Source organism: Halomonas korlensis, assembly GCF_900116705.1.
GTDB classification, from domain to species: Bacteria; Pseudomonadota; Gammaproteobacteria; order Pseudomonadales; family Halomonadaceae; genus Halomonas; species Halomonas korlensis.
In genome coordinates, this window is sequence record NZ_FPBP01000001.1 from 525947 (window position 1) to 548181 (window position 22235).

The window sequence follows — 22235 nt, forward strand, 5'->3', positions numbered from 1 at the left end:
ACTGCGGAACGGAATCATGATACTCATTGGCGACGCAGCACAACGCTGCCGGCACTGTAGCCCGCGCCGAAGGAACAGACCACCCCGAGCGCGCCGGGGCGCAGGTCGTGTCGATGTAGATGCAGGGCGATGATCGACCCTGCCGAACTGGTGTTGGCGTAGCGGTCGAGAATGATCGGTGCCTTGTCGGGAGGAGGGTCCGCCCCCAGCACGCGCCGCGCGATCAGATCGTTCATGTGACGGTTGGCCTGATGCAGCCACAGCCGCGACAGGTCCGCCCCCTGAATTTCCAGGCTCGCCAGATGCCCGTCGATCAATGAGGCCACCAGCGGGCAGACCTCCTTGAAGACACGCCGCCCTTCCTGCACGAACAGCTTGTCGCTTGCCAGCGGGTCGGTGTCGGTGACCCGGTTCAAAAAACCAGTATTATTACGAATGGCATTGGAAAAGCGAGTCACCAGGCGGGTACCAAGGATCTCGAAGCGGCTCTCGGCAGTCGCGATGGCGGCATTTTCCAGAACTACGGCGGTACAGGCATCACCAAAGATGAAATGACTGTCGCGATCGCGGAAATTCAGGTGCGCCGAGCAGATTTCCGGACTGACCACCAAGGCCCGTTTCACGCTGCCACAGCGGATGGCATTGGCGGCAGCATCGATGGCGAAGGTCGCCGAGGAGCAGGCGACGTTCATGTCGAAGGCGTAGCCACCGGCACCCAGCGCCGCCTGCAGCTCGACGGCCACTGCCGGGTAGGCGCGCTCAAGATTCGAGCAACCAACAATCACCAGCTCGATGTCAGCCGCCTGCACCCCTGCAGCCTCGAGGGCCTGTGACGCGGCCTTCATGCCCATCTCGCACTGAATCGAAGGTTCGTCATTGGAGCGCTGCGGAAGTCTGGGGCGCATGCGCTCAGGGTCGAGAATGCCCTCGGCATCGAGTACGTAACGATTATGGATGCCCGACGCCTTGACGATGAAGTCCGTGCTGGAAGGCGCGATGGCCTCCCGCTCGCCAGCGGTGATAGCGGCGCCGTGGCGCGCATTCTCGGCGTCGGCCCAAGCATTGAACGAGGCGACCAGCGTGTCATTGTCGATGGCATGCTCGGGCGTAAACAGCCCCGTCCCGGTGATGGCTACCTTGATCATGCCGTCCTCCTCGTGATGTCCGCCCAGTGTTTCTCCAGCCGCTTGGTGGATACCGGCATTCGCGTGCCCAGCTGCTGGGCGAACAGCGAGACGCGCAGCTCCTGGATCCACCAGCCGAACTCGACCAGCGCCGGGTCCTCCACCTCGCCGCGCCGCTCACTGGCGCGTCGTGCGTCGAGACGTGCTTCCAGCGCCTGGATTTCCTGCATGTGCATCTGGTCGCGCATGCGCTCGCGGGGTGCCTTCTCCAGGCGAATCAGCGCCGCTTCCATGTAGCGCGGGTATTCCTCCAGCCATTCTCCGGCACGAGCGACGAAACCGGGGTATACCAGGCGCTGCATCTGGGCCTTGAGATCACTGTACACCAACGTCAACGCCAGGTTCAGGTTGCCCTTCAGCGCCTTGGTCACCGCCAGGTGGCCCTTGAGCGCGGCCTCGAGATGGGTGACCAGTGATTCGGCGCGCGGTCGCAAATCACCCTGCGTGTCGGCGAGGCGACGCTCCAGTTCGACACGCGAGCGCGGCAGGGGATCCACGGCTACGACCTGTCGAAATACCGCATCCACCACATCCTCGACGAGCTGACGCTTGCTGCCCACCTTGGCGAACAGCAAGGCGCAGGTCGAAAGCCCCGCGAGGCGTTCGATGGCGCGGACCTGGTCACTCTGCTGCGCCATCGCGGCGCGCACCACGCCCTGGCGATGCGCCTCGCGCGCCTTGTCGGGATGGTCGAACAACTCGACGCGGAAGGCTTCACCGGCAGGCACCAGTGCCGGGAAGGCCTCCACGCGGATGCCGGCCTGAGTAGTCACGCGGGATTCAGGCAATGGCGTCTCGGGCAGGGTAGCGATCTCGCTCGCGCCACTGGCCTCCTGCGCCAGGGCGCGGGCGCCCTCGCCCGCCGCCTGTTCGAACTGTCGCTCCAGCTCGCGGACGTCACGTCCCTGCCCCAGCGTCTTGCCCCGATGGTCCACCACGCGCAGGTTCATCACCAGATGCGGTTCGAGCTGGTCGAGACGCCAGTCGTCGGGATGCAGGCGTACCCCGGTGCGACGCCGCAGGAATTCACCAAGCGCCTCGGTGAGCGGCACGTCATCGGGCGTCATGGCCTCGAGTGCGGCATCGACCCAGTCGGGAATCGGCACGACCTGGCGACGAATCGCCTTGGGCAACGACTTCATCAGCGCAATACACTTCTCGCGCAACAACCCCGGTACCAACCACTCCAGGCGCGCCAGCGGCAGCTGGGGCAGCATTGCGGCAGGCACAGTGAGCGTCACGCCGTCATCGATGGCGCCGAGCTCGAAGTGATAGCTGAGCGGATAGCGCACCCCATTCAGGTTGAGCTCATCGGGGTAGTCGGTTTCGGTGATCTCCCCTGCTTCGCGAGCCAAAAGGGCCGCCCGGTCGAACTTGAGGATGTCGGGGTTCTCACGCTCGGCCTTGCGTCGCCAGGCCTCGAAGCCTTTGCCGTTGACGATATCGGCGGGGATACGCTCATCGTAAAAAGCGAACAGGGTATCTTCGTCGACCAGGATGTCGCGCTTGCGGGCACGGTCCTCGAGGTCCTCGACTTCCTCGATGAGCGCGCGGTTATGCGCAAAGAATTCACCCTTGGTACGGAATTCGCCCTCGACCAGCGCCCGACGGATGAACAGCTCCCGCGACTCCTGCGGCGCGATGGGCCCATAGTGCACCTTGCGCCCGACGATGATCGGCAGGCCGAACAGGGTGACCTGTTCACTCGCCACTACCTGAGCGCGCTTCATCTCCCAATGCGGCTCGGCGTAGGAGCGCTTCACCAGATGCCCGGCGATCGGCTCGATCCACGACGGGTCGATCCTTGCCACCGTGCGGGCGAAAAGCTTGGAGGTTTCTACCAGCTCGACGGCCATCAGCCATTTCGGCGCTTTCCTGGCCAGCCCCGAGCCCGGATGGATCACGAACTTGCGGTTACGCGCGCCCAGGTATTCACGGTTTTCGAGCAGGGTCCCCAGGTGCGAGAGCAGCCCGGTGAGCAGCGCCTTGTGAAGTTGTACGGCGCTCTCGCGACGCTGCGTAGCGAGTGCTGCCGCATCTCGCTCGCCTTGTTCACCGTCGCCGAGCTGCGGGGATGGCGACGGCGGCGGCACCTCGATCTCCATCTCGCGCAGTAACTGGCGTAGCTGGCGAAAAGTATCGTGCCACTCGCGCAGGCGCAGGTAATTGAGGTAATGGTCCTTGCACCAACGACGCAGGCGATTGCCGGAAAGCTCCTCACGGGCGGCCTCGAAGCCGTTCCAGAGGTTGAGCAGCGCCACGAAGTCGGAGTCCGGGTCGTGCCAGCGGCGGTGGGCCTGGTCGGCCGCTTCCCGCTTGTCGGAGGGCCGGTCACGCGGGTCCTGTACCGCCAAGGCCGAGACAACGATCAACACCTCGCGAAGCCCGCCCTGGTCGGCGCCGGCAAGCACCATTCGTGCCAGCCGGGGATCGATGGGCAGCCTTGCCAACTTGCGTCCGGTAGGGGTCAGGCGGTTGTCCGCATCCACCGCCCCGAGTTCGAACAGCAGGCGAAAGCCATCGGTCACGAAGCGTGAATCCGGCGGGTCGACGAAGGGAAACGCCTCGATGTCACCAAGCTTCAGCGACAGCATCGACAGGATGACCGAGGCCAGGTTGGTGCGGCGAATCTCCGGGTCGGTGAATTCGGGCCGGGAGAGAAAATCCTCTTCATCGTAAAGGCGAATACACACGCCTTCGGCCACCCGGCCGCAGCGGCCCTTGCGCTGGTCGGCGCTGGCCTGGCTGATCGGCTCCACCGGAAGGCGCTGGATCTTGGTCTTGTAACTGTAGCGGCTGATGCGCACCAGGCCAGGATCGATCACGTAGCGGATCCCCGGCACCGTCAACGACGTCTCGGCCACGTTGGTGGACAACACAATGCGTCGACCGGCATGCGGCGCGAAGACGCGATTCTGCTCGGCATTGGAGAGTCGGGCATAGAGCGGAAGGATTTCGGTGCCCTTGAGGTCGGCGCGGCGCAGGGTATCGGCGGCCTCGCGGATCTCCCGCTCCCCTGGCAGGAACACCAGAATGTCACGCGGTCCATGGAACCAGCGCTTCTCGCGCTCGATAGCCTCGACTTCTTCCACCGCCCGGAGAATCCCCTCCTGAAGGGTGCGATCCTCCTCGTCATCGGCTTCTCGTACCAAAGGCCGATAGCGCGTCTCGACCGGATAGGTGCGCCCGGAGACCTCCACCACCGGCGCCGGGCGCGGCGTACCATCGGGCCCTGGCAGGGCGAAATGCGCGGCGAAGCGCTCCACATCGATGGTCGCCGAGGTGATGATCACCTTGAGATCCGGGCGGCGTGCCGTCAGTCGCTTGAGATAACCCAGCAGGAAGTCAATGTTGAGGCTGCGTTCGTGAGCCTCGTCGATAATGATCGTTTCGTAGCGAGTCAGGTCAGGGTCATGGCGGGTCTCGGCCAGCAGGATGCCATCGGTCATCAGCTTGACCAGGGTGTCGTCGCCGGTCTGGTCGGTAAAACGCACCTGGTAGCCCACCTGGCCGCCCAGGGGCACCTGCATTTCCTCGGCCAGCCGCGTAGCCACCGAACGTGCCGCCAGGCGGCGCGGCTGGGTATGCCCGATCAACCCGCGACGCCCCAGCCCCAGCTCCAGGCAGAGCTTGGGCAACTGGGTCGTCTTGCCGGAGCCGGTCTCCCCCGCCACCACTACGACTTGATGCTCACGCAATGCATCGAGAATGTCGGCACGCCGCTCGGCTACCGGCAATGCCTCGGGGTACGCCAGGGTTACCGGGATGGCTGCACGTCGTTCCGCAATTTCCCGTGAGCGCTGAAATGCCCCGCTGAGTTGGGCGAGGCCTCGATCCACCGGCTTATTTTCCTTCAGCCGCCGGGAGAGGCCTCGCAGACGCTTCTCGAGCGTCAAGCGATCACGCAGCATGGTGCCGTCGAGTTCCAGGCGCAGCGCCTGAAGTGCCTCGGCACCCGATAGATGGGGACGTTCATGTGGTCGAATGGCGGTCGTCACGTCAGGTTCGAGGACTCCAAAAAGTGAAGAATAAGATGAAAATGCGTAAGGCAGCGAAGAGGGGGTGAATCCTGACTAGCGACAGCCAACCAATAAAACCCCATCGCCCGCCCCGGGGTGCCGGGACGGGCGATGTATTGTAGCGCCGCCAGGCGTTTGGCGCCTAATTACCCTCATTGATCCTGCTGATAGGTACCCTTGGCCCAGGCTATGGCGACGCGCACTCAGCTACCGGCGTTCCCCGTGGACTCATCGCGCAACTGCCGTCGCAGCACCTTGCCCACATTGGTCTTGGGCAGCTCACTGCGAAATTCAACGAGCTTCGGCACCTTGTAGCCGGCGAGTTCCTTCTTGCACCAGGCGCGAATCGCCTCGGCATCGAGCGTCTCGTCCCTGGCCACCACGAAAAGCTTGATCGACTCGCCATTCGTCTCGTCCGGCACGCCGACCGCCGCCGACTCGACGACTCCCGGGTGGGCCGCTACCACGTCCTCGATCTCATTGGGATAGACGTTGAACCCCGACACCAGGATCATGTCCTTCTTGCGATCGACGATGCGGATATAACCATCTTCCTGCAGCACGGCGATATCGCCGGTACGCAACCAGTCATCGGCATCAAGGGTCTGGGCGGTGTCTTCCTCTCGATTCCAGTAGCCCTTCATCACCTGCGGTCCCTTGACGCAAAGCTCACCGGGCTCCCCAAACGCCACATCCTGGCCTTCGGCGTCCACCGCCTTGACCGAGGTGCCGGCTACCGGCTTGCCGATGGTGCCGAGCTGGATGGCCTCGACGGGATTGAAACTCACGATGGGTGAAGTCTCGGTTAGCCCGTAACCCTCGGCGATGGCGCAGCCCGTGACCTCTTCCCAGCGCTGCGCTACCGCCTTGGTCAGGGCCATGCCGCCGGAAATGGTGAGATGAAGCGCCGAAAAATCGAGACGGCGAAAGTCCTCGCGATTACACAGGGCGTTGAACAGGGTGTTCAGACCAATGAAGCCAGTGAATCGAAGCTTGGCGAGCTGCTTGACGAAGCCATCGAGATCGCGGGGATTGGTGATCAGCACCGAATGGTTGCCGGTTTCCATCATGAACAGGCAATTCACCGTGAAGGTGTAGATATGGTAGACCGGCAACGGCGCGATGATGGTTTCCGCCCCATCGGTAAGGGCCGGTCCGATGGCCTGGCGCGCCTGGAGCATATTGGCCACCAGGTTGCGATGAGTGAGCATGGTGCCCTTGGCAAGCCCGGTGGTACCACCGGTGTACTGCAGGGCGGCGACCTGCTCTGCCTGCCACTGCGCCTCGCGATGCACGCGCGCGGCGCCGCGCTTGAGTGTCGCTCGAAATGATGTCGCGCCGGGCAGCGAGTAGGCCGGCACCAGCTTCTTCACGTACTTGACCACGGCATTGATCAGCTGGCGTTTCACAAAGGGATGCAAGTCGCCAAGCGCGGTGACCACCACATGCTCGATCTCGGTACGCTCGACGATCCGCTCGAGCTTGTCGGCCATGTTCGCCAGGATAATGATCGCGCGTGCACCGGAATCCTTGAACTGGTGGGCCATCTCGCGATCGGTGTAGAGCGGATTGGTGTTCACGACTACCAGGCCGGCACGCAGGGCGCCGAAAACCGCTACGGGAAACTGCAGCACGTTGGGCAGTTGAATGGCAATGCGATCCCCGGGCTGCAGGCTGGTGTCGTGCTGAAGCCAGGAGGCAAAGTTCGCGGAGAGACGGTCGAGTTCGGTATAGCTGATCGTCTGGCCCATGCAACTGAAGGCCGGCTTGTTGCCGAAGCGCTCGACCGAGGCGTGGAAGACATCCATTACCGAGGTATAGTGATCCAGCCCTTCCAGTTCAGGACCGGTGAGTACCGGGGCGTTGGCGTGCTGGCTCATGGGGTCATCTCCTCGGTCTCGTCGGTGCCGCGACGTTATTATTCTGCTGCTGCACACAGATTTAAAACTTACGTTTTAAATCTCGCATAAATCTCGCCTTGCCGCCAGACCAGCAGTTCGCCGGGCGTCATGCGTACCCAATCCTCGTTATCGGTCAAAGGCTCGGTGGCCAGTACCGACACCACGTCATCGGGCGTGGTGTGCTCGGCAAAATTCACTTTCAGCTCGGCATCCGACAGGCTGGCACGCCCGAAGGGGGCCCGGCGGGTGATATGCGCCAGCTTGGTGGAACAGAACGTGTAAAGGTATTCGCCATCGGCCAGCAGGAGATTGAAGACACCAAGTTCCCGCAACTGCTCGCAGAGGCGATGCAGCAGTCGCCACAGCCCTTCACGATCGCCCGGGGGGTCAGGAAAGGCCCGCCTGAGTTCCCCCATCAGCCAGCAGAAGGCGTGTTCGCTGTCGGTATCGCCTACCGGCTGGTAAACACCGAGCGGCAGCGTCTGCCATCCGGTGAGCTGGCCATTGTGCGCATAACACCAGGGCTGGCCCCACATCTCCCTGACGAAGGGATGGGTATTGGCCAGGCGGACACCCCCCACATTGGCCTGGCGGATATGGCTGATGACGATCTCCGACTTGATCGGGTAGTCGCGGATCAAGCGAGCGATGGGGGATTCCACCGAAGGGTGCGGGTCGCGAAACTCGCGATAGCCGCCCTCCTCGTAGAAAGCGATCCCCCAACCATCGCGATGGGGTCCGGTCCCGCCGCCCCGATGCAGGAAGCCGGAGAAGCTGAAGCAGATATCGGTGGGCACATTAGCACTCATGCCCAACAGCTCACACATAGGGCTCCTCCCGGTGGGAACCAGGACGTGACTTCGATACCGCGCGTGACCGTGACGCTGGACGCGAGCCTTTTCGGGGCTGCGAATCGAGTCCGGAAACCGGCCGAGTCCGACGCCTTAGCCGCATGGCGACCCCGGCTGCCAGCAACACGAGGACCCCTATCAGGGCTGCCATCCGCCACCACGGGTCCTGTTTGCCCTGTTCCGCCACGTGCTCGAGCCCAGGCCAGCCTTCCTCCCACAACGCCCAGGCACGGCGCGGCAGCTCGTTGACGATAGCCACGAAGCGGTCGGCAGCATTATCCGACGATGCGCCGGGGTCTTCGGCTGACGCCTCTTCTTCGAGGCGCTCGGCCGCGAGTGTCGGCCCGATCTCGTTCGCCAGGTCGATACCGACCCGGGCCTCGGGATTGAGCAACAGGCGTGGCAGGCGAATCTCTTGAGTTTCACCGTCGAGGGTGATTCGAGCGGTCACCAACAGCGGCAGACGGACATTGTCGTCTATTTCCGGTAACGGCAGGTGCCAGCGATTCGGACCCACCGCCTCGGCTTGCAGCGTCTGCCCTTGAAGCTCGGCGGAAAGCTCGGTGTTATTGCGGTCGAGGCGCGGATGCTCGGCCACCAGCAGCACTCGGTTGGCGCCTGGCTGATGTGCCAGGCCGATGGCTGGCAGGACATTTACCGCCTGGATACGTTGGCGGTGAAAGTTCTCGCCTTCGGCACGAATCACCAACTTGGAGTTGCCGGTAAGGGCTGGTGGTGGCAGTACCCCAGCGAAACGGCCGTCGCGCGGCTGAAGCTGGATGGCGGTCTGCACGTCGCCCTGCGAGTCGTGCAGCTCCATGAACACGTCAAGCTTTTCGGCAGACTCGTTAGCGGGCTCGCCATCGCGCTCGAGCCAGGCCTGGACGGGCACTTCGAACCCCAGGTAGAGCGTGGTCGGCAAATCATTGGTGCGCAATGCCAGCGGCGAACTCACAGTGATACGACTCTCCCCCCCCGTCTGGCCTTCGAGGCGCCACTCGCCGGGCTGCGGATCAGGGACACGAATCAGGTCAAAGCGCGGCTCCACCTGCCAGCGCATCTCGTCGGCGTGCTGCTCGGCGCGATAGGTGGTGCCGTCAGGCGCCACCAGGGTGATAGGCTCATCATCGGGTTCGTGAAAGAGCAGCGCCGAAAAGGACTCGACATCGGGATCGATGGTGAAGCGCCCGTCGATCAGCGGGACCTGATCGGCGGGAAAAATGCGCTCGAAGATATCCAGGAAGGCGCCGAGCAAACTCTCGGGGGAACCCACCGTGGTCGACAGCCCCCCCGTCAATTGGGAAACCCGCTCCATCAGCGCCAGATCGACCTGGTCGGAGAAGGCCACCGCGTGAACGACTACCCCTTGCTCGGCAAACGACGGGGCCAGCTCCTCGACAAGACGTTGGCGAGACTGGTTATCGATCTCGGGCTTGGCACCGCGTGAAGACGGCAGGTCGATCACGCCGTCGGTCAGCAGCACCAGGTGGCGCCACCCGTTGGCCTGAGCCGTTGCCGCCTCGCGCAGGGCGGCCTCGATATCGGTATGCGGCTGGTTGGATTGCAAGGCCGGCGACAATGCCAGCGCCTCGTCGCGCCAGCCGGCATCCACGCGGCCCAGCGGCAAGGGATTATCGACCTGTTCGCCGAAGGTCCAGACCCCCGCACTGACGCCCCAGGGCAGCAGGGAAACCAGCAGCTCCATGGCGCTGGTGCTGAGCTGCTCGGGATCGTTCTCTCGCATGCTGCCCGAGACATCGATGATTACCCGCACATCGGGGCGCTCCTCGATGGCCTGGGCATGCCCTGCCTGAGCCGCGAGACACAACGCCAGGCCTACCGTCCCTAGTATGAGGCATCGCACGTATTGTCTGCCTTGCCCTAGCATCCACCCAGCCATCCAAGGCTCCTTAACCGATCATCGGCTCGCGTCGCTTGCCAGTCCGCTCAGGCGAGGCGTTCCGGTCTGGCGCCCGCGTGTCGTGCCTGTGGTCGACTCGGCGTCCCCGCCACCAGACAGCAACGCCTGCCGCGCCTCCGGCCAAGGCACCTACCATCACCAGTATGGCTGCCGGCACCATCGACGCAGCGTTGCGTTCCAGCATGGCAACCCCTGCCACCATCACCGCCGGGGCGAAGCCGGTGTAGTATTCCCCTTCCTCGAGCAGTGGCAGGCGAAAACGCGACGGCATCCACATCACGCCGGCCACCATCCAGGTAATGATTAACCGCGGCAGGCGGGGCAGGAAGGCCAATCCCAGGTAGCCCGCCCCCAGCACCACCAGAGACAGGACGATGTATGTCAGCCATAGTAGGGCCATCGAATCCGAGAGCAGCATCGATACCTCGCAACAGGAGCCGTCAGTCACGCTCCTCATGAATATTGATTTACACTGAGTATGGTACATCCCGCGACATGAAAGCACAGCCGCCCCGTCACAACTCTTCCCTGCCTTCCACCTCTCCGGTGGCCCGTTTCCGTCGCCCTGAAGACGGCGACTGGCACTGGCTGGAACAGCGCGACGACCCTGAGGTCACGGCCTTTCTCGAGGCCGCCAATCGCGAATTCGCCGACTGGTTCGCCCCTCTGGAGGGCCTGGTCGAGCGGCTCTATCATGGCCATCTGGCCCGTCGGGAGCTCGCCGTCCACGGCCTGCGCACTCCGCTGGACCATTACACCGTCTGGAGTGAAATAGCCACGCATGCCGATTATCCGCTGTGGTGGCGACACCCCAACGGCCAGGAAGACGCTGCCGAGTGTTTTCTGGACCTCGAGGAGCGTTCCAGGGCACAGGACTTCTTCGAGATCGGCGACATGGCCCTCTCCCCCGACGAAGAGTGGCTGGCCTGGACGGAAGACACCCGTGGCGATGAAACCTTCACGCTCTATCTGAAGCGCTTGCCCGCAGGCGAGCCCGTGATGCTTCTCGACGAGATCGGCCCCGAACTCACCTGGGCCGAGGACGGGTACACCCTGCTTTTCACTCGCTACGACACGACCCAACGCCCCGACAGCATCTGGCGCCTGCCGCTTGCCATTGGGGGCGTCTTCCCGCCGGCCGCCGACGAACCGGTGCTGATACTGCGCGAGGACGACCCGGAATTCTGGGTCGGCTTCGGCAAGACCCGATCGCGAGAGTGGCTGATACTCGAGAGCGCCTCGAAAGATACCAGCGAATGCCACCTGCTGCCGGCCCGCTCCCCGGCCTCGCCGCCGCGCCTTTTCCGGGCCCGTGAGCGCGGCGTCGAGGTCGGTGTCGACCACCGGCCAGGGCACTTCTATGTGCTGCATAACCGCAACGCGCCGCACTTTTGTCTCGAGGTCGTGGATGAGTGGCGCATTACGGAGTTTTCCGCCCTTGACGCAGATCCCAGCGTGCATTGGCGACCGCTCATTGCGCATCGAAAGGACGCCACGCTGGAAGGCATCGACGCTTTCGCCTGGGGTCTAGTCGTTACCGAACGCGATCATCAGGAGGCCCAGGTCCACGTCAGGGTCATCGAGCTCGATGGTGCATTGAGCATTCACCGCGACGAACGCCTGCCGCTGCCGGAAACGCCATGCAGCCTGTCACTGGGAGATTTGCCGCATTTCGACACGCGCTGCCTGCACCTGCGCGAGGAATCCTTCACCCTGCCGGTGAGCTGGATCACGCACGATCTCGACAGCGGCGAACGTCGCCTGCTCAAGCAGCAGGCGCTCCATGGCGACCTCACCCCCGACCACTTGGTGTGTGAACGGCTCTGGGCGATTGCTCACGACGGCGAGCGCATCCCTGTCTCGGTGGTCATGCGCGCCGACCTGGCCGGACATCCCCTGCCGACGCTGCTCTACGGCTACGGCGCCTATGGCGAAGTATTGGACCCCTGGTTCTCGATCGCGCGCCTGGAACTGCTGGCGCGCGGCGTGGCATTTGCCGTGGCGCATGTACGCGGCGGCGGCGACCGCGGCGAGCCCTGGTATTTGGCCGGCAAGCTCGAGCACAAGGAAAACAGCTTTCGTGACTTTCTGGCCGCCCGCAACGCCCTGGTCGAAGCCGGCATCAGTGATGGTGATCGCATTACGGCCTATGGCGCCAGCGCTGGCGGCCTGCTGGTGGGCGCCAGCCTCAACCTGGCCCCCGAGGCCTTCTGTGCCGCGGTGCTCGACGTTCCATTCGTCGACGTCCTGCGCACCATGGAGAACCCCGACCTGCCCCTGACCACCGCCGAATACACGGAATGGGGCAACCCGGACGATCCCGGCGCCAGGAAACGGATCCGCGATTATTCTCCGCTGGACAATCTTTCAGCGCAGCCCTGGCCGACGGTGTTCCTGCAGGGCAGCTGGCACGACACCCGTGTGCCGTATTGGGAACCGGCCAAGCTCTACGCGCGACTCACCGAACTCGGCACGGCTCGCGGCCCGGTGATGCTGCGCACCGACATGGCGGCCGGGCACGGTGGCGCCTCCGGGCGCTTCAAGGCCTGGCACGACAACGCCCGACAGGATGCCTATATCCTCTGGTCGCTGGGGGTAGAGTCTCGCGACGAATAACGTCAGCTTTCGCAGGCGTCAGCCATCGATCGGCAAAATGGCAATGATATGGTCCTCGAGCTGCTCCTCGGGGACCTCACGTTGGGAGACGGCAAAGCTGCGCACGCTGATACCCTTGCGGTGCATGCGCTCGGGACCGCCGGCGATCAACGGGTGCCAGCCGGCAAGCTTTCTACCCTCGGCGATGCGCCGGTAGGCGCAGGAACGCGGCAACCAGCGAAATTCCTCGACACGCTGCGGGGAGAGCTGGGTGCAATCCGGCACCTTGTCGAACCGGTTGGCGTAGTCGCCGCATCGGCAACTACCGATGTCCAGCAGCTCACAGGCCACGTTGAGCACCGCCAGATCACCGCTCTGCTCGTCCTGAAATTTCAGCAGGCAGCACTGGCCGCAACCATCGCAGAGCGCCTCCCACTCCTGCGAGGTAAGCTCGTCGAGGTCGAAACGCTCCCAGAACCGGTCTCTCATGGTCTCTCCTGCGCTACGCGGGCGCGGCTGGGCACCGGGCGCGATTCAGCGAGTTTCGCGCGGCACCGGGCGCGATTTAGTGAGTTTCGCGCGGCACCGGGCGCGATAAACTAGTAACGCGCCTGTGTCGGCATATTGTAAAGGTCGAGCAGATAGTCGTCCTTGGCCGGCGGCATCTGCAGGTAGTATCCCTTCTCGCGGATGGCCGCCATGACGTCCGCCGCCTTCGCCCGGCCCAGCGTCTTGTCCGGGGTGAGGATCAGTGTCATGGCCGGAAGCGGCCTGCCGAAGTGCTCGAGCAATGACTCGGGCACATTCACCAGCCCCTGGCGCTTGTCGACATAAAGGTAAAGGCCTTCCTTGCGCGGGCTCTTGAAGACCTCGCACAACAGCTTGTCGCCGCGCATCCGGTCATCGCTCATCAAGACACCGCCTCCAGCGCCGACACCATGTCGGCGTTGAGCCGCTCGCCTCGCCAGCCACCGGGCAACGGCAGCGCGTCTTCACCAAGATTCGCCATTACCAGCGCCTCGACGTCCCGGCGTCGCAGCAGCACTTCCGGGGCCAGACCGAGATCCTCGGCCTCGGCATTCACCACTCGCTTTACGGCCTTGACGCGTTTCTTGAACTCAGGCGCCAGGGGCGATGGCAGGGCGGGAGGCAATTGCTCCTCGTCAGCATGCCGTGCCTCGCGTACCAGGCGCAGCAGCTCATCGCCCTCCCGCTTGATCAAGGCCGGCTTGAGATCCTCGACCTGGGCCAGCTCGTAGCGATTCTCGGGGAGTTTTTCGGCGATGGCGTACAGCAGCCGGTCGTTGATCAGCCAGCCCCTGGGTAGATCGCGGCGCCGCGCCTCGCCTTCCCGCCAGATAGTGAGCCGTCGAAACGCCTCGATCTGACGCGGCGACAGGCGCCACAGTTGACGATGGCGCAAATACCACTGGCCATCGGCCGCCTCGCTACGCGTCGCCTGGGCGACCAGTTCGCCACAGTCGGCCTCGAGCCAGTCCATGCGCTGCAGCTGCTCGAGCCGCTCACGCTGGCGATGCCAGACCTCCAGCAGATAGACCACATCCAGGGCGGCGTACTGTTTCTGGGTCTCGCTAAGGGGACGCAACAGCCAATTGGAGCGCGTCTCGTCCTTGGGCAGGGTTTCGCCGACCCAGAATTCCACCAGCTTCTGGTAGCCCATGGAAGGCACTTCCCCGAGCAGGGACTGTGCGACCTGGGTATCGATCAGCGGCGCCATCGCGACCCCTGCCCAGTGGGCAAAGACTTCGAGATCCTCGCTCGAGGCATGCAGCAGCTTGACGGGGCCCGAGGCCAGCAAGCGACGAAACGCCTCGGTGCAGTCGACGGCCTGCGGGTCGACCAGATAGGCCGGTCCATCGGCGGCAAACTGGATCAGTGCCGGTACTGGATGGAAGGTATTCTCGCGGAAGAACTCGGTATCCAGGGCGATGACGTCGGCACCGGCCACTTCCATGCAAGCCGCGTCCAGGGCCTCGGCGGTGTCGATCCAGCGAATCTCGGGGGTCAAGGGCATAAGGGGTCCGGCAAAAAAGGAAATCAGTCGCTCTGAAACGGCAAGCGACCGTTGAAGGCACGGCTCAGCGTACCGCCGTCGACGTACTCGAGCTCGCCCCCCATGGGGACACCATACGCCAGCCGCGAGAGTTTCACGCCCAGGGGAGCGAGCTGGGTTGCAATGTAGTGGGCGGTCGCCTCGCCTTCAACGGTCGGGTTGGTAGCCAGGATCAACTCCTCGACGCCCCCTTCGGCGACGCGTGTCTCGAGCTGGTCGAGCCCGATATCTTCCGGGCCGATGCCGTCAAGCGGGGAAAGATGGCCATGCAGCACGAAGTAACGCCCGCGATAACCGCCGGCGTCCTCGATGGCCAGCTGATCGGCGGGAGATTCCACCACACAGAGCACGGCATCGTCACGCCGTGCACTTTCGCACAATGTGCAGATGTCCTGCTCGGTTAGGGTTCGGCAGCGACGACAATACCCGACTTCCTCGACCGCCATCGCCAACACGTCAGCCAGGCGCTTGCCGCCCTCACGATCGCGCTCGAGCAGATGCATGGCCATGCGCTGCGCGGTCTTGGGTCCTACACCCGGCAACACTCGCAGCGACTCCATCAACCGATCCACCAGGGGGGAAAAGCTCATTGGCGTCCCATGTCAGGCAACCTAGAACGGCAACTTGAAGCCGGGCGGCAGGTTCAGGCCAGCGGTCGCCTCTTCCATCTTCTCCTTGGAACTGGCCTCGACCTTACGTACGGCATCATTGACGGCGGCAGCCAGCAAGTCCTCGAGCAGCTCCTTGTCCTCTTCCATGACGCTGGGGTCAATATCGACCTTGCTGACATCGTGACGGCCATTCATGGTGACCTTGATCATGCCGGCCCCCGCCTCGCCCAGCACTTCGGCCTTGGCGACCTCTTCCTGGACGCGCTGCATCTTCTCCTGCATTTCCTGGGCCTGTTTCATCAGGTTACCCATTCCACCTTTCATCATGGCGGATTCCTCTCTGGTTGATGTGATATTGCGCGAGCGCGTGAACCTGCTCGTCATAGCCGCTAGCGGGTCAACCATCGGTACAAAGGCTAGGCCTGGGCGTCGACCGGCTTGACGGTGGATTGTATCAGGCGTGCCCCAAAGGTCTTCTGCAATTCTTGGATATGCGGGTCGCAAGTCAGGGCTTCAACTGCCTCGGCCAATCGCTGGGCGGCAAGTCGGTCGGCTTGCTGCTTGGGAGTCTCGACCGACTCGGGCAGCGGCCCCACCTCGACGACCAGGCGACGCTCGAAACCCAGCGAGGACAAGGCCTGCTCCATGCGCTGTAGATGGACATCCGCCTGCATCGCCGCAAGCGATGGGTCGAGGCGCAACCATAGCCGCTCGCCATCGTCCTGTTCGACCACACAGTTGGCCGCAAGGTTTCGGGTCAAACCGCCAAGGCCCAGCGAATCGAAACGCGCCAACCAGTCTTTATGCGTGATCCGCCCGGCCGCCTCGGCTACCGGGGCAGCCGTAGGCGGGGCGGGCTCCGGCTGGGGCGAGGGTGTCGGCTCACAGGCCATAGGCTGCGCAGCCACGGTCTCAGGCTCGACAGGCTCCGGTGATGCCGCTGCCTCCTCGGGCGGCTCTTCTGCGATCCTTTCTTCTTTCATGACCTGCTCGGCCATCGACGCGTCGCGACCGGCCGTGGCGTTTGTCATCGGGGCGCCGGTCGGCTCGCTGTCGAGCCACGGGGGGGGGGCTTCGGCGGGCGGAGGGGGTTGAGCAGGGGCTGGTTCGATCGACGACGGCATAGCCGAACCTGCCGGCTCGGGCGCCTGCGTCATGCTCGGGTTATGACTCTCGACTCCATCACGTTCGGGTGCACCACTGAGCGGCAGCGGGGTCTTCGGCGGCTGGGGCACCCCCTGGGGGCGAAAGGCCAGCATGCGCAGCAGCGTCATTTCCAGGGCCGCGCGCAAATCCGGCGCATGCTCCATGTCGCCGCGCCCCTGGATACCGATCTGGTAATAGAGTTGGACATCCTCCGCGGTAAAGCGGCTGGCCAATGACAACAGCGTCTCGCGGTCGCCGTGGGCGTTATCCAGGGCATCGGGCACCATCTGCGCGACGGCCAGGCGGTGCAGCATGCCGGTGACATCGTCGAGCACCGCGGCGAAATCCGGCCCCTGCTCGGCCAGTTGGCCGACTTCCGCCAATACGCGGGCGGCATTGACCTCGGCCATCGCCTCCATCAGGGCCAGCACGTGTCGATGATCCAGCGTGCCCAGCATGGCGGCCACGTCGGCGTGGCGCACCTCACCTTGGCCGAAGGCGATGGCCTGGTCGGTCAGGCTCATGGCATCGCGCATGGAGCCTTCGGCGGCCTTGCCCAGCAGCCAGAGGGCGCTTTCGTCGAAATCGACCCCTTCGGACCCAAGCACGGCGGTCAGATGGCCGACGATCCGTTCGGGCGGCATGTGCTTGAGGGTGAACTGCAGGCAGCGGGACAGCACTGTGGGCGGCAATTTCTGCGGGTCAGTGGTCGCCAGCAGGAACTTCACGTGCGGGGGCGGCTCCTCGAGTGTCTTGAGCAGCGCATTGAAACTGTGGGTGGAGAGCATGTGCACCTCGTCGATGAGGTACACCTTGTAGCGCCCCTGGGTGGGAGCGTACTGCACGTTGTCCAGCAGTTCGCGCGTGTCTTCCACCTTGGTGCGCGATGCGGCATCCACCTCGATGAGATCGACGAAGCGCCCCTCATCGATGGAACGACAACTGTCGCACTGGCCACACGGCGTCGAGGTTACGCCATCGTCGCCCCGCCCGTTCGCCGTGCAGTTGAGGCATTTCGCCAGAATGCGCGCCAGGGTCGTCTTGCCGACGCCACGAGTGCCGGTGAACAGGTAGGCGTGATGCAACCGCCCCTGGTCGAGCGCATTGACCAGCGCCCGACGAACATGATCCTGGCCGACCAGTTCATGAAAGGTACGCGGTCGCCACTTGCGGGCCAGAACCTGGTAGCTCATGCAGCGCGGATCCTTGCAGTTGAACGAACAGCAGTGGGAGGGAAGGCGGCCCGAAATCGACGGGCTGCCCCGACATCAATCGACTGATCCGATATTGATGGCTGAAGATACCCGTTCATTCTAGCGACTGGGGCAAGCCCCGGAAAGCCGGCATTCCGCCACCGGCACGCTGCGGCGTCAGTCATTCGCGACAGACACGATTGCGACCCGACATCTTGGCCTGGTAAAGCGCCTTGTCGGCCTGCGCCCATATCAAGTGAAATCTTGCACAACCGGGTGAGACCGTGGACACGCCCGCGCTGAGGGTGGCGTGAAAGAGGCGACCCTCCTCATCGTCGAAGGTCATGGCGGCAAAGTCCTGGCGCAGCGTTTCGGCGATGCGCTCGGCGCCGTCACCCAGGGTCGAAGGCAGAATCAGCAGAAATTCCTCTCCGCCGGTGCGTCCGGCGATATCAGTGGCACGCAGGCGTTTCTCGAAGATACTGGCCAACGCCTTGAGAACGCGATCGCCCACCATGTGGCCTCGCACATCATTGACCTGCTTGAAATAATCCAGGTCGATCACGACGAGTGAGAAAGGGGTACCGTAACGATGGAAACGCGCGAGTTCTTCTTCCAGGCAGTGTATGAGATGACGTCGGTTATAAAGCCCGGTGAGCGCATCGGTTACCGACTGCTGGCGTAATTCCTGCTCCAGCCGTTTACGCTCCTCGATCGTCGTGATCAAACCGTGCCACAAGGTGCCGCCATCGCTGGTGCGCTCGGGAATCGCCCGACCCTCGACCCACAGCCAGCGGCCACCGCTATAGGCACGGTACTCGCAGACCCAGTTGTCCAGCGTCTCGGCAGACTGCTGAATGGTTCGCAAGACTTCATCGAGGTCATCATGATGGATGGCGGCAAAGACGATGGACGCATCGCGCTGGACCTCCTCAGGGGTCACGCCATAAAAGTCGTAAACTCGCTCGCTGATGAACGGGAAGTGGAACCGACCCTCGGCGTCCAGCAGAAAGGTATGAATGACGCCAGGGACCGAGCGCGCCAGTTTCTCCCAACGCAGGCGCTGCTCGTATCGCTCGGTGATGTCCTCAAGGATGCCCATCAGGCGCTGCGGTGCATGCCCGTATCGATCAGAGGAAGGCTCGCTGCGTTGATGCACCCATATCCAGGTTCCGTCATCGCGGCGCAGGCGGTACTTCTGATCAAAATGAGCCGGTGTCGCACCCGGCGAGTCGAGGCTGTTATTCTCGACGTGCGTGACAGCCGCTGCAAAAACGTCGCGCTCCTCCGGGTGCACACGCTCGGTCAAGGAGCGGACACTCAAGCATCCGGTGTAATCGATGGGTAATCCGATGATCTTGATGACTTGCTCGTCGCCGCGAAAGGCGCCCTGGGCAATGTCCCACTCCCACACACCGACCCCGGTCAGTGATACGACCGTTTTGAGGGCACGCGTGATCGTGAGGTGATCTGCATTCCCTGAGTCATTTTCCATTAGTGTCGGACCCCAGCTCAGGTTCGCAGCCTATAAGTGTGGCTTGTTGGCAATATCACCACCATGTCCCGACATGGCGAGCGAATCAACGGCGAACCGCCTGGCCGCATTCCGTCGCCAGAGCACGCGACCGGCTCAATGCTTGACGGTAGTACAAATTCTCGCTTGTCGCTTGATTAGCCGATTCACACAGGATGACAATCGCGACTCATGACGAAACGGAGCCCACGATGACGCTGACGCCCCCCTTGATGGCCGCTCTTTCGGCACTGGTTGCGTTCATTCTCGCCTATGCACTGGCCAGCGTCCTTGGCGGACGTCGACGCGACACCGAACGCCGTCGCCATCAAGCCATGGTAGCGGAACAGCGCGAAGCATTGGCGACCCTCGCCGCCCAGCACGACAATGCCTGCGACACCCGCGACCGTTATGAGCACTGGTGGCGAGAGGAGAAAACCGCTCGGGAACGGGACGCCAAGGATCTGTCGGACTTGCAGTCCCGCCATGCCGAGCTTATGACGACCCTTGAACAGAAACAGCAACATTTCACCGCACAGCTCAACTGGGTTCGTGAAAACCGTGACCAGCTCAAGCAGGAATTCGAGAACCTCGCCAACGAAATCCTCGAGCGCAAGGGCAAGGCATTTTCCGAATTGTCACAGAAGAATATCAGCGGGCTCTTGCAACCCATCCAGACCGAGATGAAGGGCTTTCGCGAAAAGGTCGAATCGATTCATCGCTTCGACATCGAGCAGCGCGCCAGCCTGCGTACGGAGCTCGTGCAACTGCAAAACCTCAACCGTGAAATCACCGACCAGGCCAGCAAGCTCACCCAAGCCCTCCAAGGGCAGAAGAAGCTACAGGGCAACTGGGGTGAGCTGATGTTGGAGAATGTGCTGGAAGGCGCTGGCTTGCGACTCGGTCACGACTATACCCGTGAGCAGAGCTTCAACACCGACGAGGGTCGCCGCCGTCCCGATGCCGTGGTCTACCTTCCCCAGCAAAAGCACCTGGTGATCGATGCCAAGACCTCGCTCTCGGCCTATGTCCGCTACGTCAACGCAGATGACGACGAATCCCGCCATCGGTCTCTGGCCGAGCACGCCCGGGCGGTAGGCGCGCGCATCAACGAGCTTGCCGACAAGCATTACTACGACCTCCCGGGACTGAACTCTCCCGAAGTGGTCGTGATGTTCATCCCCATCGAGTCGGCTTATGTCGAAGCACTGAAATTCGACACGACGCTCTACCAGCGAGCCATCGAGCAAAATGTGCTGGTCGCCACGCCCACTACCCTGCTGACCAGCCTGAACATCGTGCGCCAGCTGTGGCGCTTCGAGGACCAGAGCCGGCACAGTGCCGAGCTGGCGCGGCGCGCCGAAAAGTTCTATAACAAGCTACGATTGTTCCTGGAAAGCATGCAGGACGTCGGTCAAAAGATCGACGGCGCGCGCGAGAGCTACGACCAAGCCATGAATCGATTGATCAGCGGCCGTGGCAATCTGATCAAGCAAACGGCGGAGTTCAGTGAACTTGGTGTTGCCGTCAAGAAGGAATTGCCGGCGGAACTGGTCGATCGCGCCAGGCTGGAACTGTCTGCCGAACGAGCGTCGACCGCTGCAACGTCCTCTGACGAGGCGAGGGAGAAGGCAGGGATAGCGAGAAGGCGAGAATCGAGGGCTTGAAATGGAGGCGGCCCCGCCAGCCACATCCCGGCACACGCGTCCACCACTACCGTTGCTCCCTTCCGGGCCTGGCGGGGTTTGCGGTCTAGCGTTGCGGGAGGACCAACAGGGCCACCATCGAAGACGCTTTGAGCGTCACTGCTCAGCAAGACGCCTATTGTCTGCCGAGCGGTGCGCACTATAGCAATGCTCGTGACGAACAACAAGAACCACTCACCTCATTCTTGCGGCGCAGAGGGCCGAGGATGAGAGTCGCTGCACCTTCGTGTATGGTGACGAATCAACAATAAACGTTCACCCACCAGGAGAGGCACATCATGAAGAAGGATCCAAACAAGGGTTATATCGCCCTGTTAGGCTGGAGCCTGAATGCCATCGAAGCTGCCGAAAACTTTGATCGCCGCTATGTCGTCGTAGCGCCTGAGTGGGCAGAAGAATACTGTCAGAAGCACGATATTCCCTATGTCCCCTGGAATTTCGAGCGCCTCAACGATCGCTCCATGGAAATTGCCGAAACCCTGCAGAAGATGGGCGTCGACGTTGCCATCCCGCTCTATGAAGAAACCGTAGAATGGGCCGGCGCCGTCAACTCGCTGCTGCTCGACAGCCCGCGCATTTATGGCCAGTCGCTGCTGATGCGCGACAAGGCGCTGATGAAGCGTCGCGCTCAGCTTGGTGGCATTCGCGTGGGCATTTTCGAAGAAGCCCACGACAAGGAAGACGTCGTCCGCTTCCTGAAGCGGGTCAATCAGACACTGTTGAAGCTGGATGGCGACCCCAACGACCCCATCCACCTCAAGGCCTTCGACAAGGCAGGCTGTCTGGGCCACCGAGTCATCCGCACGCCGGATGAGGTCGATACCATTCCCGAGGAAGAATTCCCGGTACTGATGGAATCGCACCTCGATGGCTGGGAGTTCGCCGTCGAGGCCTGGATTCACAACGGCAAGATCGCCTTCCTGAATATTTCCGAGTACGTGACCCTGGGCTATTCCGTCTTCGTGCCCGCATCGCCGGAACTCGAGAAGTATCGCCCGCAGATCGTTGCCCAGATCGAGAAACTGATCAAGGCATTCGATATCGACTTCGGTCTGATCCATCCCGAATACTTCGTGACCAGCGACAACGAGATGTACTTCGGCGAAGTCGCCTATCGTCCGCCCGGTTTCAAGGTGTTCGAACTGCTGGAGCGGGTCTACGGCTTCAATGCCTACCAGGCCACCATGCTGGTATTTGATCCCAAGACGACCGAAGAAGAGGTCAAGGCCTTCTTCCCGAAGGAAATTGTCGATGCCAACGGCTATGCCGGCTGCTTCGGCGTGTATCCGCGACGTCGTGTGGTCAGCAAGCTGGAGATTCCCGAGGAAGTCGAGGATCACCCCTACTTCGAGTCGCATGAGCTCAACGCGCCGGCCGAAGAGACCGTCACCAAGCGTACCGCCTTCGGTACCCACTGGGGCCTTATCTACTTCAAGGGCGAGGATGCCCACACCCTGCGCGACCTGTTGAAACACCAGGAAGAACTTGATTTTTATGTATAAACAAGGGGCCATCAAGCTG

At 62.8% G+C, this 22235-nt stretch carries 16 protein-coding genes and 1 other RNA gene; 3 read left to right on the forward strand and 14 right to left on the reverse strand.

From position 1 onward, the window contains the following. Positions 1–23: 23 nt before the first annotated feature. The 6 genes from BM341_RS02380 to BM341_RS02405 form a co-directional block, all read right to left on the reverse strand. A complete protein-coding gene (locus BM341_RS02380; RefSeq protein ID WP_089792512.1) occupies positions 24–1145 on the reverse strand; it encodes a beta-ketoacyl-ACP synthase III in 1122 nt (373 codons plus the stop codon). Next, positions 1142–5095, reverse strand: a complete 3954-nt coding sequence (gene hrpA, locus BM341_RS02385; protein ID WP_089792714.1) for an ATP-dependent RNA helicase HrpA — start codon at positions 5093–5095, stop codon at positions 1142–1144. Before hrpA ends, BM341_RS02380 begins: the two co-directional genes overlap by 4 nt. A gap of 311 nt (positions 5096–5406) precedes the next feature. Further along, on the reverse strand, positions 5407–7083 hold the full coding sequence (locus BM341_RS02390; RefSeq protein WP_089792514.1) for an AMP-binding protein: 1677 nt from the start codon (positions 7081–7083) through the stop codon (positions 5407–5409). Between the two features lie 68 nt (positions 7084–7151). Next, a complete protein-coding gene (locus BM341_RS02395) occupies positions 7152–7931 on the reverse strand; it encodes a class II glutamine amidotransferase (RefSeq protein ID WP_089792515.1) in 780 nt (259 codons plus the stop codon). Beyond that, on the reverse strand, positions 7924–9819 hold the full coding sequence (locus BM341_RS02400; RefSeq protein WP_175507775.1) for a VWA domain-containing protein: 1896 nt from the start codon (positions 9817–9819) through the stop codon (positions 7924–7926). The genes BM341_RS02395 and BM341_RS02400 overlap by 8 nt, the downstream gene beginning before the upstream one ends. 46 nt (positions 9820–9865) lie before the next feature. Beyond that, positions 9866–10294, reverse strand: a complete 429-nt coding sequence (locus tag BM341_RS02405; protein WP_089792519.1) for a hypothetical protein — start codon at positions 10292–10294, stop codon at positions 9866–9868. A 77-nt stretch (positions 10295–10371) separates the two neighbouring features. On the opposite strand from BM341_RS02405, the gene BM341_RS02410 reads away from it, so the two are divergent. Continuing rightward, the gene (locus BM341_RS02410; RefSeq protein WP_089792521.1) at positions 10372–12492 is read left to right on the forward strand and encodes a S9 family peptidase; all 2121 of its coding nucleotides are present in this window, start codon (positions 10372–10374) and stop codon (positions 12490–12492) included. Between the two features lie 18 nt (positions 12493–12510). Here BM341_RS02410 and BM341_RS02415 read toward each other — a convergent pair whose 3' ends face one another. The 7 genes from BM341_RS02415 to BM341_RS02445 all read right to left on the reverse strand — a co-directional run bounded on the left by BM341_RS02415 (position 12511) and on the right by BM341_RS02445 (position 18990). Further along, a complete protein-coding gene (locus BM341_RS02415) occupies positions 12511–12960 on the reverse strand; it encodes a YcgN family cysteine cluster protein (RefSeq protein WP_089792523.1) in 450 nt (149 codons plus the stop codon). 110 nt (positions 12961–13070) lie between these two features. Beyond that, positions 13071–13382 carry a YcgL domain-containing protein gene (locus BM341_RS02420; protein WP_089792525.1) on the reverse strand — a complete coding sequence of 104 codons (312 nt, stop codon included), beginning with the start codon at positions 13380–13382 and terminating at the stop codon, positions 13071–13073. Continuing rightward, positions 13382–14506 (reverse strand): ribonuclease D, encoded by a 1125-nt coding sequence (rnd, locus tag BM341_RS02425; RefSeq protein ID WP_089792527.1) that lies wholly within the window; start codon positions 14504–14506, stop codon positions 13382–13384. The genes BM341_RS02420 and rnd overlap by 1 nt, the downstream gene beginning before the upstream one ends. 23 nt (positions 14507–14529) lie before the next feature. Further along, entirely contained in the window at positions 14530–15135 is a 606-nt protein-coding gene (recR, locus tag BM341_RS02430) for a recombination mediator RecR (protein ID WP_089792528.1), read from the reverse strand. Positions 15136–15156: 21 nt separating this feature from the next. Then, positions 15157–15483, reverse strand: a complete 327-nt coding sequence (locus BM341_RS02435) for a YbaB/EbfC family nucleoid-associated protein (protein ID WP_089792530.1) — start codon at positions 15481–15483, stop codon at positions 15157–15159. An 89-nt stretch (positions 15484–15572) separates the two neighbouring features. Beyond that, entirely contained in the window at positions 15573–17495 is a 1923-nt protein-coding gene (gene dnaX, locus BM341_RS02440) for a DNA polymerase III subunit gamma/tau (protein ID WP_089792532.1), read from the reverse strand. 181 nt (positions 17496–17676) lie between these two features. Continuing rightward, positions 17677–18990: a sensor domain-containing diguanylate cyclase gene (locus BM341_RS02445; protein WP_089792534.1), complete on the reverse strand. Its 1314-nt coding sequence runs from the start codon at positions 18988–18990 to the stop codon at positions 17677–17679. A 230-nt stretch (positions 18991–19220) separates the two neighbouring features. On the opposite strand from BM341_RS02445, the gene BM341_RS02450 reads away from it, so the two are divergent. Then, positions 19221–20675 carry a DNA recombination protein RmuC gene (locus BM341_RS02450; RefSeq protein WP_245784121.1) on the forward strand — a complete coding sequence of 485 codons (1455 nt, stop codon included), beginning with the start codon at positions 19221–19223 and terminating at the stop codon, positions 20673–20675. 11 nt (positions 20676–20686) lie between these two features. Here the strand turns inward: BM341_RS02450 and ffs are convergent. Further along, positions 20687–20783: signal recognition particle sRNA small type (gene ffs, locus BM341_RS02455), an RNA gene on the reverse strand. Positions 20784–20992: 209 nt separating this feature from the next. Between ffs and BM341_RS02460 the strand changes: the two genes are divergently transcribed. Then, positions 20993–22216, forward strand: coding sequence for an ATP-grasp domain-containing protein (locus tag BM341_RS02460; protein ID WP_089792539.1), 1224 nt, complete (start codon positions 20993–20995; stop codon positions 22214–22216). The last annotated feature ends 19 nt before the right edge of the window (positions 22217–22235 follow it).